Below are 16,532 nucleotides of genomic sequence, written 5' to 3' on the forward strand. Positions count from 1 at the left end.
AGCGCAAGGATCCCGACATCAGGGAAGCAAACGGGACAAGCTTGTGAAGGCCTGACGTACTGCCACATGCTCGGGAAACGCCCCGGCTTCCCCAGTACGGTCACCGGCTTCCGGACCGTCACTCGGGACCGCGGCTGCCCGCCCTCGGTCAGTTGGCGGGCCGTCACGTCCATTCGACTTCACAGAACGGGGTACTCATGTCCCTGACGAACGAACACAAAGCCGCCCTCCAGAGTGCCGCCTCCGCGGCGCTCCAGGACTTCCCCAGCCCTCAGCAACTCTCCGAGGTGGCGGAGGAAACCGTACGGGTCTTCCTGGAGGAGGCCCGTCGCCTCCTGGAGGACGCCGCTCAGAACGCCACCACCTGGAACGACCAGCAGGCCGGACAGTTCGCCGCGGCCACTGGCGCCTACGCGGTGGCGTACGAGGCCGCGACCGCGCTGAACCCCGCGGCTGGCCCCGGCTGCACCGACGGCTGTTCCCGTACCCGCAACGCCTGCATCGCGCGTGAGTGCGGCTCGGGCACCTCGTGGCCGTGCTTCTGCTGCGTGCCCTGCAACACCGCATGGCTGGCATGTCTCGCCAGCTGTGTCACCGGGGGTGGCTGACACCAGCCATAGCCGCAGACAAGGCGCCCCCGACGACCGCGGGCACGTCCCGGTCACCGGGGGCGCCGACGCGCCGCGCGTCCAGTACCTGGCGGCGGCTTCGTCCCCCACAAGGCCCGGGGAACCACCGCGCCCTCCCCCGCGATCAGGGCCCCGGTCGGGTCGGCCGCGCCACCGCTGGCAGGGAAAGCACGCCCCGCGCCCCTCGCAAGACCGGGCAAGTCCGGGCAGGCGGCTGGTCACCGTGGTGGCCGGGCGCCCGAGCGGGGGCCGTCACCGGGCTTCGGGTCCCGGCGCCGGGGCCCGGCGTCGTCCTCGCGGTCACCGGGTCCGCCGCAGGACCCGCAGCCGTTGCGCGGCAACGTGTCTCACCCTCCGCGTTCGCCCGGACTGGCTCAGCAGTTCCAGGACCTCCGGCGAGACCGATTCCTCCGCGGCGCGGCGCTGCAGCCAGTCGGACCACTCCGGGACCTCGTCGGAAGCCGGGGCGCGCTCCGCTGCCGCCGCGCCGCGCGCGGCTTCCAGGATGCGCAGCTCGCGCACGCGGAGGAGGGCCGACGAGCGCTTCTCCTCCAGCGGCACCCGCTCGGCCCAGGCGGTCCTTTCGGCCTCGGGAACCCGCTCCAGCATCCGTAGGACCACGGACATGGCGATCGACGGATCAGGTTCCCGTCCCACGATCTCTAGCAACGCATCCCACTCGTCCGGCGAGTCCATGGCCCGCCGGTACACCTCCCACCGCGCGTGCCCGTCCGAGGGATCAACGGTGCCGTTGCCGGTACGGCGGGCGACTTCCAGGACGAGGGGACTCGGATCCGAAGCGCTAGCACCCATGGCCACCAGCCGTTCTGTAAGCGGCCATGCTCTTCCTGATGGCCTCGGGATGTCTTGCGGGTCGTTGTCGATGACGCGCGCTGCTGATCCTTGGTCAGCTGGACCTCGGGAGCAAGCGACTTGCCGTTCTGCCCGATCGGCAGACAGGCCCCATGACAGCCACGGCACTTGAGGGAACCTCCCGGCGAACTTGACGGTTTCCTGACGGTTCCCGGCAGCGGTACGAAGGCGGCTTCCGTCCCGTCGGCGCGACCCTTACCGTCGGTTTGGTACGGCCGTACGGAATGGGAGACCGTCGGCCTTTCCCACTCCTCGTGAGCCGCCCCGTCATATTCACCACCGCTGTTTTCAACACTGCCGGGTAAAGGAGCGAAACCGTGCCTGAGTCCGCATGCGATCTGTCCCGCCGCGCTTTCGGCGGCGTCCTCCTCGGAGCCGGGGCCGTCACGGCCTGACCGGACTCCGCGAGAACCCCGCCCACGCCGCACCCACGGTGTCGAGGGGTACCGTCGAGCGGCCCAACCTGCTGTTCGTGCTCGGTGACGACCTCGGCTGGGCCGATCTCTCGTGCTACGGATCGCCGTACATCGACACCCCCCACCTCGACCAACTGGCCGCGAGCGGCGTCCGGTTCACCGACGGCTACGCGGCCTCGTCGACCTGCTCCCCCACCCGGATCATCCTCTACACCGGCCGCTACCGGGCCGGATCGCCGCCGGACTGGAGGAACCCATCGAGGACGACACGACCGGCCTCGAACCCGCCCACCCCACGCTCGCCTCCCTCCTGCGCGACGCCGGGTACACCACCGCGATGATCGGCACATGGCATTGCGGCGAGTTACCGGACTACTCCCCCACGAAGTCCGGCTGGGACGAGTTCTTCGGGAATTTCTGCGGGGCCCTGGAGTACTACTCGAAACTCACCGCCTACGGGGAATAAGGCCTGTACGAGGGCGAAACCCCGTCTCAGGATCTGCGTTACTACACCCGGATCCTCACGGAACGGGCGAGTGAGTTCATCCGACGTGAGCATGGGCGGCCCTGGCTGCTGAACCTCGACTTCAGCACCCCGCACCGGCCGTGGATCGCCGAGGGCGACACGGAGGAGGCGGCCCGGCTGGAGCGGCTCCTCCTCGAACTCCCGCCGGAGGACGCCAAGTACGTCCTCGCGCACCTCGACGGCGGGTCCCTGGCGAAGTACCGGCAACTGGCGCGGGACCTGGACCGCTCGGTCGGCCGGGTGCTGCTGGCGCTGCGGGACTCGGGACAGGCCGACAACACCCTCGTCGTCTTCGCCAGCGACAACGGAGGTGAACGCTTCTCGTACAGCTGGCCGTTCACCGGGGCGAAAGCGACGCTCCAGGAGGGCGGCATCCGGGTGCCGACCATCCTGCGGTGGCCGGGCCGGATCCGCGGCGGTCAGGTCAGCCGCGTACCCGTCTTCACGCCCGACTGGACCACGACGCTGCTGGAGGTCGCGGGCGCGCAACCCGATCCGGCCGCCCCGCTGGACGGTGTCAGCCTCGCCGGGCATCTGCTGCGCGGTGAGGACGCCCCGCAGCGGGATCTGCTCTGGCGGCAGGCGACCGAGCGGGCGCCGCGCCGCGGCAGGTGGAAGTACCATCGCGCGGCCACGGCGAAGATGCCGCTGAACAACGACAAGGACGTCCTGTTCGACCTGGAGCGCGATCCCAGCGAATGCGCCGACCGATCGGCCCAGGAGCCGGAGCTGCTCACCGAACTCAGGGCGGCCTGGGAGCAGGTCGACGCCGAACTGCTCCCCTATCAGACGCTGCTCTCCCAGGTCTCGTCCGACAGGTAGAGCAGCCGCCGCTCCTCCGGGTCGGCGAGACGGCCGTGGTCGCCGGTCACCTTCAGCGCCGACACGGCGGTGACGTGTCCGAGCCGTGGGGCATGGGTCGGTGACGCCCCGCGCACCAGCCCGGCCAGGTATCCGGCCAGGTATCCGGCCACGAAGGCGTCCCCGGCTCCTACGGGCTCCCCCACCGTCGTCCGCAGGGCGGGCACCCGGTGCGTGGCCTCGGTGGTGAGCGCCAGGGCCGCCACGGCCCCGTCCTTGACGACGACCGTCTGCAGGCCGGGCAGCAACTCCCTCACGTCCCGCGGCGTCAGGTCCGCGCCCCACAGGTCGCGCCTCGTCCAGCCCGACGAGGACGATGGATGCCGACGGCGCCGCTGCCGCCGTACGAACAGCGTCAGCAGCACGGCGCCCGGACAGCCAGGTCACGGGGATGCCGTGGTCCGCCAGATACATCGCCACGTTCGACTCCGCCCCCGCGATCGACGGTCGCAGGCATTCGGCGTCCAGCAGCGCACCGTGGGTTCCGGCGTGCCGAGGTCGTCGGTGCGACGGTCGACCGGGTAGCGGCGTACGGCTCCTCTCGCGCGAGGGTGCGGCGGGCGCGGGCGGGCCGTGAAGCGGCCGTGGAAGTCGACGGCGACGTCCCGGTCCGGGCCGAGGACGTCCGGGCGGCGGTGACCGGGGCCACGACCGAGGCAGTCTCGGCCGGGGGGCCACCGGGGAGGTGGGGCCCGCGCCGTTCGTCTTCACCGCGGTGAACCCGGCCTCCACCTGCTCGGCGACCTGCTCGGTGAGTTCGCCCGGGTCGTCGCCGCCGACCCAGGCGTAGACGCGGACGCGGTCCCGCACCGGGCCGCCCAGCAGGGCGTGCGCCGGGGCGCCGTAGGTCTTTCCGGCGATGTCCCACAGCGCCTGGGCCGCCCCGAGGGGAGCGGACGCGGGCTGTGCTGTGACGGATGCCTCCCGTAGCAGGGGTGGCCCCGCCCTCCCACCGGGGCCGATCGTGAGCGGCATGAACGATCACCGCACGGAGGCCCTCGAGGTCCGGCGCTTCGCGGAGCGGCTCGGCCTTCCCGGGCTGATCGATGTCCACACCCACTTCATGCCCGAGCGGGTCCTGCGCAAGGTCTGGGACTACTTCGACACGAACGGGCCGCTGATCGGCGGCCTGGGGTGGCCGATCACGTACCGGAGGGAGGAGGCGGAACGGACGGCGCTGCTGAGGGAGTTCGGCGTCCGGGCCTTCACCGCGATGCTCTACCCGCACAAGCCCGGCATGGCGCAGTGGCTGAACGGCTGGGCGGCCGACTTCGCGGGCCGCACCCCCGACTGTCTGCACACCGCCACCCTGTTTCCCGAGCCGGACGTCGAGACGTACGTCAGCGCGGCGGTCGAAGCGGGGGCGCGGGTGTTCAAGGCCCATGTGCAGGTGGGGGGTTACGACCCTGCCGACGAACGTCTCCAGCGAGCGTGGGGCGTACTGGCCGAGGCCGGGATCCCCGTGGTGATGCACTGCGGCTCCGGGCCCGCGCCCGGCAAGCACACCGGCCCCGAGCCCGTCGCGCGCGTACTGGCCCGGCACCCCCGGCTGCGGCTGGTCGTCGCGCACATGGGCATGCCGGAGTACGAGCAGTTCCTCGGCCTCGCCGAACGGTACGACGAGGTACGGCTGGACACCACGATGGCGTTCACCGACTTCACCGAGCGGTTCATGCCGTTCCCCGGTCGAGCCCTGCCCCGGCTCACCGCCCTCGGTGACCGCGTGCTGCTCGGCTCCGACTTCCCCAACATCCCCTATCCGTACCTGCACCAGCTCCATGCCCTGGAACGGCTGGGTCTGGGAGAGGAGTGGCTGCGGGCGGTGTGCCATGACAACGCGGCGGACCTGTTCGGCCTCTGACACGTCCGCGTGTCGTCAACGCCAGTGGTCTAAAGCCCGTACGTCCTGCCGATGATCTCCCGCTGGATCTCGCTCGTCCCGCCGTACACCGTGGAGGCGATTGTCGAGCGGAGCAGGGCCTCCATGCCGTACTCCGTCGTGTAGCCGTAGCCGCCCATCATCTGCACGCCCTCCAGGGTGATGTGCTTGGCGAGTTCGGTGCACTTGAGCTTGGCCATGGAGGCCTCGCGTGCGAACACCCGGTCGGGCTCGGCGTCGATCGCGGCGGCGACGTCGTCCAGGAGCAGTTCGGCGCACTGGAGTTCGGTGGCCATGTCCGCGATCCGGTGCTTGAGCGCCTGGAAGGAGCCGATGGGACGCCCGAACTGTTCGCGCTGGCGGACGTAGGCGAGCGTGTCGTCGAAGGCCCGTCGGGCGACGCCCAGCATCAGGGCGGCGAGGATCATCCGCTCCAGGTTCAGCCCGGCCATGAGCTGGGTCCACCCCTGTCCGGGGACACCGACCACCGCGGAGTCGGGGACGAAACAGTCGGTGAAGTAGAGGTCGTTGACCTCCTTGCCGCCCATGGTGTCGATGCCCCGGATCTGGAGGCCGTCGGCGTCGGTGGGCACCAGGAACTGGGTGAGTCCGTCGTGCTTCGAGGCGCCCGGCTCGGTGCGGGCGATGAGCAGCACATGGTCGGCGATGTGGGCGTTGGAGCACCAGGTCTTCTGGCCGTTGACCAGATAGCCGCCGTCGGTGCGTGCCGCGCGGCAGTTCAGGGCCGCCACATCGGAACCGGCGCCCGGCTCCGACATCGAGATGGCCTCGACCCGGCCGCCCACCACGCCTTCGAGCACGGTGCGCTTCTGCTCCTCGGTGCCGAACTTCTCGTAGGCGGCGGCCGCGATGACGGTCGTCCCGAAACCGCTGATCGGCGCGAGTCCGTAGGACGTCTCCCGCAGGAACAGACAGAGGTCCGTCATCCCCAGGCCCGCGCCGCCGTACTCCTCCGGGACCGCGATGCCGAGCCAGCCCAGCTCCGCCATCTTCTCGTAGAGCTTCTGGTTGTGCTGCACCTGGCCGTTGGCGGTGAGCTTGTCGCGCTGTTCCTTGGTTCCGCACTCGCGGCGGCAGAAGTCGGCGATCGCCCGGACCAGGTCACGGCGTTCGTCTGACAGGACTCGGGGCATGACGGTCATCTCTCCTCGGCACGTCGGTAGGGGGTTCTCAGTCGTCCCGCACGGCGGGGAAGACCGTGTGCACCAGATGGAGCACGGTGCGGGTCAGCATCACGTGCAGGTCGCTGCGGCTGAGGGTGCCGCGCACCAGCCATTCGCGGGAGGCGGCCTTCAGCATCCCGCTGTGCGCGCGGATCATCGCCCGGAGCTTCTCCCGGCCCTGGGTGACATCGGCCATCATCGCCGCCTCCAGGACACGGTCGGTGGCGATCTCGTCGGCCTCCAGCATGATCTGGTCGATCTCCGGGTCATGGCCGAGCGCCTCCAGGCCGATCGCGGACAGCCACATCTCCCGGTTGCGCTCCACCACTTCGAGCCACCGGTCGACACAGATCGCTACACGTTCCTCCGCGGTGGTCGGCGGAAGCCGCTCGGAGACGGAGGCGGGGACGACCATCATCTGCCGGACCACCTCCAGGTAGAGCTGCCGCTTGCTGCCGAAGTAGTGGCTGACCAGGGCGCGGGCCACACCAGCCTCGGCGGCGATGTCCGACAGGGACACCGTGCCGTAGCTGTGGGCCCCGAACAGCCTGCGCGCGACACCGAGAATCTCGGCCCGCCGGGCGTCCGGCTCCATCCGCCGTCGCTGGGCCTGGCGCTGAACGCCCATGTGAGTCCTTCCGTCCGTGAGCGCGGTACGCGTCGCGGTCATGTGTACATCGACTCCATGGTGACGGCGTGCAGTCCGTCGATGGCACGACGGCGCAGGCTCAGCTTCGGCGTCAGCTCACCGGTCTCCGCGGTCCAGGGACCGGCCCGGACCCGGTGCCGCTTCACCTGTTCCGCGCGGGAGAGCACCGCGCTGACGAAGCGTGGATCGTCGGCGGGGGCGGCGGACCAGTCGAGGACGATGACCGCGCGCACGTGCGGCAGGTCGTTTAGCAACTGCGCCCAGGACAGGGTTCCGGCGTCCGGACCGGGGCCGGTGGTCAGCGCGGGACGCTCGGCGAACCGCTGGGCGTTACGGCGCAGCAGCCTGGTGATGGTCTGCCCCTCGACGGACTCGTGCAGTTGCTCTGCTGTCACCATGGCGGGCTCCCTGCCTCGCGAACGGGTCCCCACAGTGGGGTGCTCTTGGCGATGTGTCAACAGCGCGTTCAACGACGGGACTTGCGGCTCGCTCACTCGGGAGACGGGAGACCTGTTGACGTGTGGCCAATAGGTGCGCCCTGATTCCGCGAAGCCTCTGGCGTGCACCTCACGTTTGTGCTCCCCTGATGAGACAGCAATGAGACAGAGATTCGCAATATGTTTCATCGTATCAAGGGAGATCGACAGGTCTACAGGACCGCGAGCGCTCAAGGCCTCAAGGACTCAAGGACTCAAGGACTCAAGGACTCAAGGGCTCAGGGGCTCAAGGGCTCAAGGAGGAGTTCGAAGCGATGAACGGACCCAGCAGGCGCAAGATGTTGATCACGGGCGGAGCCCTGGGAGCGCTCGGGGCGCTGGGAGCGGCTCCGCCCGCGCGGGCGCGGTCCCTGTGGACCTGGTCCCCGAGCGGCTCCGTCGCGGGCGATTCCCGACGCCAACCGCCCCTCCTGACCCCCGTCCGCGCTCACCGGAGCACCTGAGCCCCCGGCCATGAACCCAGGACGGAACGATGCCGACCTCGCCCAGCGGTTCCGCCGCGCAGCCACCCGGCCCGCAGCCCTTCGGCAGACGCCGGTTCCTGGGATACGTACTGTCCGCCCCGACGTTGACGGCCGCCGCCGAACTCGCCACCGCGCCCGGGGCACGGGCGGCGGACGTCCCTTCACCGGGCATCCCGTCACCGGAGATCCCTGCACCGGGGATCCTTTCGTCGGAGACCCCTTCGCCGGAGATCACCGAACTGGTCGATCTCAACGACGTGATGACCGCGGCGGCCCTGCCGACCTCGGGCCTGATCACGGTCGAGGTCGGCACGGACGGCACGGTGTCCTTCGCGGTGCCGAGCACGGAGGTGGGCCAGGGCATCACCACCTCGACGGCCCCCGTGGTCTGGAGGCCCAGATGATGGGCTGCCTCATGGACGGCATCGCCCTGACCCTGACCTCCAGTCTGCACCTGCGCGGCGGACACTTCCTGGAGGCCAGCTGGGACGACTACTTCTACACCCGGCAGTCGAACACCCCGCCCGAACTGGACCCCCACCGAGGGCCTGGACCACATCCGCTGAGACGCCTGGAGAGCAGCCCGTGCCCGAGCACACCTTCCGCCTCAACGGCGAACAAGTCATGGCCGCGGTCGCCCTGGTGCGCCGCGTCACCGCCGAGGGCCGCGAGATCACCGACGCCGACCTCGACGGCATCCGCACCATCTGCCGCTGCGGTACGTACTTCCGTATCCGCGAGGCGATCAGGGCCGGGGCCAGGGGCATGCGGTGACCTGCCCCCAGTGCTGGGAAAGGGCCACCAGGCGTACGAGGTGCAGGTCGAGTGACTCGGTGGGTTCCGGGCCGGGGGTGCCGGGGTCCCACCAGGTGAAGTCGGCGATCTCGTCGTTGGCCCGGCACGGGCCGGGGCTGGCGGTGCTGCCGGTGAACAGCGCACCGTACTCGGTCCGCCCGTCCACGCCCAGCACGAACCTCGCGTAGCCCGCGAAGGACAGCTCGTCGGCCCGCTGGCCGGTCTCCTCCGACAGCTCGCGCAGGGCGGCCTGGCGCGGGGTCTCACCGGGCTCGATCATGCCGCCGGGCAGCTCCCAGGACCGACGATGCCGGTCGAGAACCAACAGGACCCGCCGGTCGTGCCGGAGCGCCACGAGCGACAGGGGCAGGGGCGCGTCGTCGGGCGGGACGTCCTCTGTACTGGCGGTGAGGAACGCGGTCAGGGCGTTGCCCTGACCGTCGATGACAGGCATGCGCCGCATGGCAGCACCCCCCGGGCGTCTCAGGCGCCTCCCGCGAGGCGCGCCGGTGCGATCAGCTGGTCACGGGCCAGTCTGGCCGAGGGCCTCGGCCACGAGTCGGTGGGCGTACGTGGCGCCGAGTCCGTCCGGGCGGAAGAGGATGCGGTACATCATGGGCGCCACGACGCGGTCGATGACCGTCTCGACGTCGGGAGTCTTCTCCCCGCGTTCGGCTGCTCGGGTGAGGATGAGGGTGATCTGGTCGGCGGCGTAGGCCGAGCACTGGCCGGCGTTGCTGCCGTCCGGGTCGCCGAGCAGGGCGTCGCGGATGTAGGCGCGGCCGGTGGCGGAGGCCATCTCGTCGAGGAACTGCTCGGCCCAGGCCGTCAGGTCGGACGACAGGGCACCGTGGTCGTGGGGTGCGGTGTCGGGCCGTAGCCGCTCGACCGCCACGTCCGACAGCAGCTCCTGCAGATCCCCCCACCGACGGTAGATCGTCGACGGTGTCACGCCCGCGCGCTGGGCGATCAGCGGTACCGTCAGGGCGTCCCGGCCCGCTTCCGAGGCGAGTTCGCGTACGGCGGCGTGGACCGATGCCTGGACCCGGGCACTGCGCCCGCCGGGGCGCACCATCTGCCTGCTCATGCAACCCACCTTAAAGCAAAATCATTGCGTCTAGTGGGCCGCCCACTTCCGTGCGACGGTCTTCTTCCTGCGGCACCCGGCCGATCGGCGGCCGATTGGAGCCGAACGGCGCTTCCGGGCCCGGCCGAGTGACCGGGCCGGGCCCACGCGCCCGTTCACACCGCGCGCGCGAGCTGGCGGGCGGGCTGGGTCTGCTCGTAGGCGTGGCCGACTCGCAGGAGCGTGCTCTCCCCGAGCGGTCGCCCGAGCAGTTGCATGCCGATCGGCAGGCCTGCCGCGTCGTGGCCGACGGGGACGGACAGGGACGGCACCCCGGTGATGTTGGCAGGGGCCGAGAGGCGTACGTAGGCGTCGGAGACGCCCTCGACGGTGCCGTCGGCCCAGGTGATGGTCTCCTGGTCGGCCTTGACCGCGGTCGCCGGGACGGTGGGGGCGACGATCAGGTCGACCTCCCGCAAGATGCGCGCCCACTCCTGCCGCATGAGGGTGCGGGCGCGCTGGGCCCGCAAGTAGTCCCCGGCGGGCATCAGTTCACCGGACTCGAGGAGGATGCGGACGTCGTCCTGGTACAGCTCGGGGACCGTGCGCAGGGTGCTCTCGTGGTAGGCGGTCGCCTCGGGCACCATGAGGCCCCACTGGGTGGCCTGGAGGTAGCGGGTCATGGGGATCTCGACCTCGACGAGGCGCGCGCCGAGCGCCCGAAGCCGGGTGATCGCGCGCCGGACGGCGGCCTCCACCTCCGTATCGACGTGGTCGAAGTAGTGGTTGCGCGGCACGCCCACGCGCAGCCCCGTCAGGTCCGTGCCCGCGCCCGGCCGGTAGTCCACGGCGGGAGTGGTCAGGGAGGCGGGGTCCCGGGGGTCGTGTCCGGCCAGGGCGGTCAGGACCAGGGCCGCGTCCTCGACGGTGCGGGTGATCGGGCCGACGTGGTCCAGGGACCAGGACAGGGACGTGACGCCGTGGCGGGGGACGAGGCCGTAGGTCGGCTTGAGGCCGACGACCCCGTTCAGCGCGGCGGGCACCCGGATGGATCCGCCGGTGTCGGTGCCCAGGGCGAAGGTGGCGGCGCCCGCGGCGACGGCGACGGCGGATCCGCCGCTGGAGCCGCCCGCGACCCGGCCGGTGTCCCAGGCGTTGTTGGTCTGCGGGGTGGTCAGCCCGTAGGCGAACTCGTGGGTGTGGGTCTTGCCGACCAGGACGGCTCCGGCCGCCGACAGGCGTGCGGCGACGGTGCTGTCGGCCGGTGCGCGGTGGTCGGCTCGGACGCGGGAGCTGGCCGACGTCGCCACACCGGCGACGTCGATCAGGTCCTTGAGGCCCATCGGGATGCCGTGCAGCGGACCACGGTAGCGGCCGGCCGCGATGTCGCTCTCCGCTTCGCGCGCGGCCCGGCGGGCCTGCTCGGCGGTGACGGTGACGTAGGCCCGAAGCTGCGGGTCCACCTGTTCGATGCGCTCCAGGACGGAGTCCGCCAGCTCGACGGGGGACAGTTGGCGGGCCCGGATCGCGTCGGCGGCCGCGCTCAGGGACATCTCATACGGCCGCATGGTGGATCTCCTGCTCCGCGCGGTAGGCGGGGGCGGGCGGGGTGTCCCCGAAGTCCAGCTCACGCAGGACCGCGACGACGGTGTGGATGTGCTGGGCGGTGGCCGCGACCGCGGCATGGCGGTCGGCAGGCAGCGGGAGCCCGGCGCGGGCGGCCCAGCGGGCCGCTTCCGGCGGGGTGAGTTCGGCGGAGGGCATGGAGTTGTCTCCTCGGGAGCTGGCGGGCCGGAGCAACCTCCGACGCCAAAAGCTAAAGATTTGCGTTAGTGGACTGTAGAACCTACGGTGCCTTAAAGCAAAGTCATTGCGTTTAGCGCCGAGGAGTCCCATGTCCACCGTCACACCCCGCGCGCCCGCGCCATCCAGTCGCCCGGGAGCCCGCACCCAGGCCGCCCACCGCGCGGCGTCCTTCGTCCTGGACGCCTCGATCCTGGCCGCGCTCCTCGCGGCATCCAGTGCGCCCACACCCCTGTACCCCCATTACCAGGACGCCTGGGACCTGTCCGCGCTCACCATCACCGTGGTCTTCAGCGCCTACTCCCTGACGCTGCTGCTGGCCCTGCTCACCACCGGAGCGCTCTCCGACCACCTCGGGCGGCGCCCCGTACTGGTGGGTGCCCTGCTGCTGGAGGCGGCCTCCATGGTGCTGCTGGCCTCGGCGGACGGCGCCGGAGCGCTGATCGCCGCCCGCGTCCTGCAGGGAGCGGCCACCGGCGCGGCCACCAGCGCCGCGGGAGCGGCCCTCCTCGACCTGCAGGACCTCCCGCGTCCAGGCCGGTCCGCCCTGACCAACAGCATCGCCCCGGTGGCGGGCATGGCCGCGGGCGTCCTGGCCTCTACCCTTCTCGTCCGCTTCGCCCCCGCGCCCACGGTCACCGTGTACATCCTGCTGGCGGTCCTCTTCGCTGCCCAGGCGCTCGCGGTCACGTTCACCGTGGAGACGGCCCGTCCGCACGCCGGTGCCCTGCGGTCGCTGCGCCCTCACCTCGCCGTGCCGCCCTCGGCGCGCAGCGCCCTGCTGGCGGTCGGCACCGCCGTCGTCGCCGTATGGGCCCTGGGCGGCTTCTACTCCTCCCTCGGACCGGCGCTCGTGCACCTCGTGGCCCCCGGTGCCTCACCGGCGACCGGCGGCATGGTCTTCTTCGTGCTCACCGCCGCGGCCACGCTCACCGTGTGGGTGCTGCGACGCACGGCGCCACGCGCCGCCGCCACCGGCGGAAGCCTGGCCGTCATCCCGTCCGCGGCCCTGAGCCTGCTCGGTCTGCACGGCGCCGGGCTGCCCGCCGTCTACGGGGGCGCGACCCTGGCTGGCGTCGCCTTCGGCGCCGTCTCCCAAGGGGCGCTGCGCATGACGCTGGCCTCGCTCGACGAGCGGGACCGCGCCGCGACCCTGGCCGCCTACTACATCCTCAGCTACCTGTCCATGAGCCTGCCCGCCATCGCCGCGGGCGCCGCCACCCAGCACTACGGGCTGAACACCACCGCCCACACCTGTGCCAGCGCCGCCGCCCTGCTCGCCGTCGCGGCCCTGGCCGCACTCGCCATGTCGCGACGCGGGACAGCCCGCGGCGCCCACACGAACCTTCCGTACGAGACACAGGGAAACACCCGATCATGAGCACTCCCCCGGCCACCGACCCGACCGCCATCCCCTCCTGGACCGTGGGCGACGTCACCGTCCACCGCATCGACGAGATCCTCCTGCCGCCCGCCACCGGACCGTGGCTGCTGCCCGGCGCCACCCCGGACGTCGTCGCCGGGCAGGACTGGCTGCGCCCCCACTTCGCCGACGACGAGGGCATCCTGCGCATCGACAGCCACAGCTTCGCGTTCACCGTCGACGGGCTGCGCATCCTGGTGGACACCGGCATCGGCAACGGCAAGGAGCGGGCCAACCCCGCCTGGCACGACCTGAACACCGACTACCTTCAGCGCCTCACCGCCGCCGGATTCCCCCCGGACGCCGTCGACCTGGTGATCCTCACCCACCTGCACGCCGACCACGTCGGCTGGAACACCCACGAGGTGAACGGCGCGTGGGTGCCCACCTTCCCCCACGCCCGCTACCTCACCTCCCGCGTCGAGCGGGAGTTCTGGGCCGGGTATGACATGGAGGAGGCGCGCCAGCAGATGTTCCGGGACTCCGTGATCCCGGTGGAGGAGGCGGAACTGCTCGACCTGGTCGACGTCCCCGCCGACGGCGTCGAGATCGCCATGGGCCTGCGCCTGATCCCCACCCCCGGGCACACCCCCGGCCACATCGCCCTGGAACTGACCAGCCGCGGCCACACGGCTCTGATCACCGGCGACTGCATCCACCACCCCGTCCAGCTCGCCCACCCCGCCATCGGGGCCTGCGTCGACATCGACCCCGAGCGGTCCGAGGCCTCGCGCCGCACGCTGCTCGGCTCGCTCGCCGCCACGGACACCCTCGTCCTGGGCACCCACTTCGCGCCGCCCACCGCGGGCCGCGTCATCACCCATGAGGGCGCCTACCGGCTCTCACCCGTCCCCGCCGACTCGTACTGACACTCCGCTCCGGCCCGAAGACGGGCCCCGGCGTATTGCGCATGGTCGAGAGAGCGGAGCCGAAGCCGCGTCTGACGTCGTCAGCCCAGGGGGCGGCGCGAGGCGGGACGGCGGTATCCGGGGTCGCTGTCGTGGCACGGGGAGAGGTCCTGTCCTGGCCACCGCCACGAGGGTCAGCGGCTTGCTCCCGGCCGTGGCAGGTCCAGGTTGAGCGGGCCGCAGCCGAGGCGGGCGGCTTCGGCCTCGACGTAGCGGGGGAAGAGGGTGCGCAGGTCGGCGCTCATCCCGCTGTCGTCGGCCTGGACGAGGAACACCGTCGGGCCCGCCTGGCAACGGGCCTGGAGGATGCCGAGGTTGGGGCCGAGGCCGCCGTAACCGGCGGTGGAGCGGACCCTGTCGCCCTCGTGCAGGGCCGTCCTCGTGAAGAGGGCGGCCAGCCGTGGGTCTTGGACGGTCATCAGGCGCAGCGTCGGCTGTGAGCCGGTGATGTCCCGGTCGCAGGTGCGTACGGGGCCGTGCCCGTCGGTGATCATGGGGTAGTGGTACGGCTTGCGCTTCTTGCCCAGGGTCAGCCCCTTGATGCCGCACAGCGCGTCCGGTTTCTCCGTGCGGGTGTAGCGGGCGGCCTTCGGGAGGCGTTCGACCGGATCGGCGATCGTGCCGGTGCAGCCCAGGTCCGCGCTGACTTGGTTGACGAGCTTCACGACCATGCGGGCCATCGCGTCGCGCTGCGGGGTCAGCGGCTCCATGTCACTGATCCAGTCGCCCTGGGCGATGTCCACGACGGTCGGCCCGTCGAAGTCGCCGGGGCGGCCCAGGCAGCCGTCCGGGACGGCGAGCCAGGCACGGTTGTCCGAGGCCATACCCAACAGGCCGCCGCCGAGCGGGGTGAGACGGGCGGAGAGGAACTCACCAGCCCACGTGCGGTGGTCGCCGGTCCGCTCGTCCAGCCGGTGCACCCGGGCGGTGAGCGCCCATCCGTCGCCGTCGCTGTTGGTCAACTGGCAATTGCCGACGGGTCCGTCCACGGGATCACCGTGCAGCACGGGCGCCTCGACCGCCTTGACGTCCTCCGGCTTGCGGAAGAGGGGAGCGAGGTCGTCGCGGGACAGCGCGCCCCAGCACACCTCGTCCGGCGCGAACGGTCCGGCCTGGGTCTGCCAGGCCGTGCCGCCGACGCCGAGCAGCACCCCGGAGAGAGCCGCCGCCAGCAGCGGCCGGAGTCGGCCGTCCAGCAGTCCGCGCCAGTGCCACCAGGGCAGGCGCCGCTCGCTGAGCGGTTCCCGGTCGGCGGGCAGGGGCTGCTCGTATCGGTTCGGTTCGTCCGCGGTGCTGCTCACCGGGCCACTCCCTCGGGGGCGACGGGGGCGCAGCCCAGGCGGGCGGCGGCCGCGTTGGCGAAGGCGGCGAGATGGCCGGTGTCGGTGGAGGCGCCCATCAGGAAGGTGGCGGGCCGCCCCGCGCAGTCGGCCCGTACGATCGCGTGCTGGTCGCCGATGGTGCCCGTTCCGCGCCAGCCGCGGGCCACGGGGTCGTCGCCCGTGATGCCGTCGAACGCCGCGGCCAGCCGGGGCCGCGCGACCATGGCCAGTTCCAGGTATGTCACGCCGTCGCGATCGCCACGGACGCTGCACGTCTGCAGGTCGCGGGTGACCGCGCTGGTCTGGTATTCGATGTCCTGCGTGCCGAGGCGCAGGCCGCGGATGCCGCAGACGTCGTCAGAGGCGCTGAAGACGCGCTCCCGCTCACCCGGCAGGTCGTACACCGGCGAGCTGACCCTCAGTGGCTCGTCCGGCGCGCAACCGGCCGCCGTCATCCCGCGGTTGGCCGCCGCCACGAGCAGCACCGCCGCCTGACGGACGCCGCCCAGGTCGGGCGGGTCGTTCCGCGTGTACGAGGGGCCGCCGGTGTACGTACCGGACGCGCGCATGGTCACGACGGTCGGCCGACCGTCCTTGGCATCGCAGGACTTCGGGAGCACCAGCAGACCACCGCGCCCGTTGACCGTGCCCGGCAGTCCGTCCGGGAGCGAGACCATGTCGCCGCCCAGGAAACCGTCATGGATCATCGCCAGCCGGGCGTCGACGGCTTCGGGGACCGGCCCGTACTCGACGGCCACCTTCTGGTCGATGGAGACCTTGCCGCCGTCGTAACCGCTCCTGTCGTCGCGGGTGATGGCGACCTCGCAGCTGCCGGTCGGGCGTTCACGGGTGGGCGCCGTCTCCCTGCCGGTGCGTGACCCGTCGTCACCGTCGCCGAGGAAGCCCGGGCCGCTGTCCTCCTCCCACGCGCCCCAGCAGTAGCGGTCCTTCGGCCACGGCCAGGTGTCCGCCGCCCACGTCCCGAGCCCGGTGCCCGCAAGCACGAACACCAGCGCGGCTGCCAGCACCAACCGGCCGCGCCTGCCACGCGGCAGCACTCGGCGCAACCGACCGGGCGCCGCGGGCACCACGTCTGTCTCACTCACCCCGTGATCCCCCACCCCGTGATCCCCTCCGGCGCAGGAGTTTATCTCCCGTCACCAGAAGGGCTGTTGCCGCCTGACTTGCACGACCGGCTCCCCCTTCGGGGCGGCGCCCCGCCCCGCGGCGGGAGCAC

At 71.6% G+C, this 16,532-nt stretch carries 16 protein-coding genes and 3 pseudogenes; 7 read left to right on the plus strand and 12 right to left on the minus strand.

The features are described from left to right. Positions 1 to 197: 197 nt before the first annotated feature. Entirely contained in the window at positions 198 to 608 is a 411-nt protein-coding gene (locus ACFVQG_RS29690) for a hypothetical protein (RefSeq protein ID WP_383389206.1), read from the plus strand. Between the two features lie 321 nt (positions 609 to 929). Here ACFVQG_RS29690 and ACFVQG_RS29695 read toward each other — a convergent pair whose 3' ends face one another. Next, the gene (locus ACFVQG_RS29695) at positions 930 to 1,442 is read right to left on the minus strand and encodes a hypothetical protein (RefSeq protein WP_383389208.1); all 513 of its coding nucleotides are present in this window, start codon (positions 1,440 to 1,442) and stop codon (positions 930 to 932) included. Between the two features lie 377 nt (positions 1,443 to 1,819). Between ACFVQG_RS29695 and ACFVQG_RS29700 the strand changes: the two are divergent. Further along, a pseudogene (locus ACFVQG_RS29700) lies at positions 1,820 to 3,266 on the plus strand (sulfatase-like hydrolase/transferase). Here the strand turns inward: ACFVQG_RS29700 and ACFVQG_RS29705 are convergent. Both ACFVQG_RS29705 and ACFVQG_RS29710 read right to left on the minus strand, forming a co-directional pair. Beyond that, positions 3,230 to 3,670, minus strand: a complete 441-nt coding sequence (locus ACFVQG_RS29705; RefSeq protein WP_383389210.1) for a PfkB family carbohydrate kinase — start codon at positions 3,668 to 3,670, stop codon at positions 3,230 to 3,232. The pseudogene ACFVQG_RS29700 and the gene ACFVQG_RS29705 overlap by 37 nt on opposite strands. A 167-nt stretch (positions 3,671 to 3,837) precedes the next feature. Further along, a pseudogene (locus ACFVQG_RS29710) lies at positions 3,838 to 4,274 on the minus strand (enolase C-terminal domain-like protein); the annotation flags it as partial. A gap of 4 nt (positions 4,275 to 4,278) precedes the next feature. Between ACFVQG_RS29710 and ACFVQG_RS29715 the strand changes: the two are divergent. Further along, positions 4,279 to 5,166 (plus strand): amidohydrolase family protein, encoded by an 888-nt coding sequence (locus ACFVQG_RS29715; RefSeq protein ID WP_383389212.1) that lies wholly within the window; start codon positions 4,279 to 4,281, stop codon positions 5,164 to 5,166. 29 nt (positions 5,167 to 5,195) lie between these two features. Here the strand turns inward: ACFVQG_RS29715 and ACFVQG_RS29720 are convergent, their stop codons facing one another. The 3 genes from ACFVQG_RS29720 to ACFVQG_RS29730 are packed head-to-tail and all read right to left on the minus strand — an operon-like array spanning position 5,196 to position 7,415. Beyond that, entirely contained in the window at positions 5,196 to 6,338 is a 1,143-nt protein-coding gene (locus tag ACFVQG_RS29720) for an acyl-CoA dehydrogenase family protein (RefSeq protein ID WP_383389214.1), read from the minus strand. Positions 6,339 to 6,375: 37 nt separating this feature from the next. Further along, positions 6,376 to 6,996, minus strand: a complete 621-nt coding sequence (locus ACFVQG_RS29725; protein ID WP_383389216.1) for a TetR/AcrR family transcriptional regulator — start codon at positions 6,994 to 6,996, stop codon at positions 6,376 to 6,378. Between the two features lie 38 nt (positions 6,997 to 7,034). Further along, positions 7,035 to 7,415, minus strand: a complete 381-nt coding sequence (locus ACFVQG_RS29730; protein WP_383389218.1) for a hypothetical protein — start codon at positions 7,413 to 7,415, stop codon at positions 7,035 to 7,037. Between the two features lie 571 nt (positions 7,416 to 7,986). Between ACFVQG_RS29730 and ACFVQG_RS29735 the strand changes: the two genes are divergently transcribed. Both ACFVQG_RS29735 and ACFVQG_RS29740 read left to right on the plus strand, forming a co-directional pair. Further along, on the plus strand, positions 7,987 to 8,382 hold the full coding sequence (locus ACFVQG_RS29735) for a hypothetical protein (RefSeq protein WP_383389220.1): 396 nt from the start codon (positions 7,987 to 7,989) through the stop codon (positions 8,380 to 8,382). A gap of 214 nt (positions 8,383 to 8,596) precedes the next feature. Then, a pseudogene (locus ACFVQG_RS29740) lies at positions 8,597 to 8,752 on the plus strand ((2Fe-2S)-binding protein); the annotation flags it as partial. On the opposite strand, the gene ACFVQG_RS29745 reads toward ACFVQG_RS29740, so the two are convergent. From ACFVQG_RS29745 to ACFVQG_RS29760, 4 genes are all read right to left on the minus strand, one after another. After that, on the minus strand, positions 8,724 to 9,227 hold the full coding sequence (locus ACFVQG_RS29745; RefSeq protein WP_383389222.1) for an NUDIX domain-containing protein: 504 nt from the start codon (positions 9,225 to 9,227) through the stop codon (positions 8,724 to 8,726). The pseudogene ACFVQG_RS29740 and the gene ACFVQG_RS29745 overlap by 29 nt on opposite strands. A gap of 69 nt (positions 9,228 to 9,296) precedes the next feature. Continuing rightward, positions 9,297 to 9,860 carry a TetR/AcrR family transcriptional regulator gene (locus ACFVQG_RS29750; protein ID WP_383389223.1) on the minus strand — a complete coding sequence of 188 codons (564 nt, stop codon included), beginning with the start codon at positions 9,858 to 9,860 and terminating at the stop codon, positions 9,297 to 9,299. 155 nt (positions 9,861 to 10,015) lie between these two features. Continuing rightward, complete coding sequence (locus ACFVQG_RS29755) at positions 10,016 to 11,407, minus strand: amidase (RefSeq protein ID WP_383389224.1); 1,392 nt, start codon at positions 11,405 to 11,407, stop codon at positions 10,016 to 10,018. Further along, the gene (locus ACFVQG_RS29760; RefSeq protein ID WP_383389226.1) at positions 11,394 to 11,603 is read right to left on the minus strand and encodes a hypothetical protein; all 210 of its coding nucleotides are present in this window, start codon (positions 11,601 to 11,603) and stop codon (positions 11,394 to 11,396) included. The genes ACFVQG_RS29755 and ACFVQG_RS29760 overlap by 14 nt, the downstream gene beginning before the upstream one ends. A 130-nt stretch (positions 11,604 to 11,733) precedes the next feature. Between ACFVQG_RS29760 and ACFVQG_RS29765 the strand changes: the two genes are divergently transcribed. Then, positions 11,734 to 13,023, plus strand: a complete 1,290-nt coding sequence (locus ACFVQG_RS29765) for an MFS transporter (protein ID WP_383389227.1) — start codon at positions 11,734 to 11,736, stop codon at positions 13,021 to 13,023. Beyond that, on the plus strand, positions 13,020 to 13,934 hold the full coding sequence (locus ACFVQG_RS29770; protein WP_383389229.1) for an MBL fold metallo-hydrolase: 915 nt from the start codon (positions 13,020 to 13,022) through the stop codon (positions 13,932 to 13,934). Before ACFVQG_RS29765 ends, ACFVQG_RS29770 begins: the two co-directional genes overlap by 4 nt. Before the next feature lie 173 nt (positions 13,935 to 14,107). Here ACFVQG_RS29770 and ACFVQG_RS29775 read toward each other — a convergent pair whose 3' ends face one another. Both ACFVQG_RS29775 and ACFVQG_RS29780 read right to left on the minus strand, forming a co-directional pair. Continuing rightward, positions 14,108 to 15,274: a hypothetical protein gene (locus tag ACFVQG_RS29775; protein WP_383389231.1), complete on the minus strand. Its 1,167-nt coding sequence runs from the start codon at positions 15,272 to 15,274 to the stop codon at positions 14,108 to 14,110. Next, a complete protein-coding gene (locus ACFVQG_RS29780; protein WP_383389232.1) occupies positions 15,271 to 16,401 on the minus strand; it encodes a hypothetical protein in 1,131 nt (376 codons plus the stop codon). The genes ACFVQG_RS29775 and ACFVQG_RS29780 overlap by 4 nt, the downstream gene beginning before the upstream one ends. Positions 16,402 to 16,532 lie beyond the last annotated feature (131 nt).

Origin of the sequence: Streptomyces sp. NPDC057877 (genome assembly GCF_042796855.1) — a bacterium.
GTDB lineage: Bacteria > Actinomycetota > Actinomycetes > Streptomycetales > Streptomycetaceae > Streptomyces.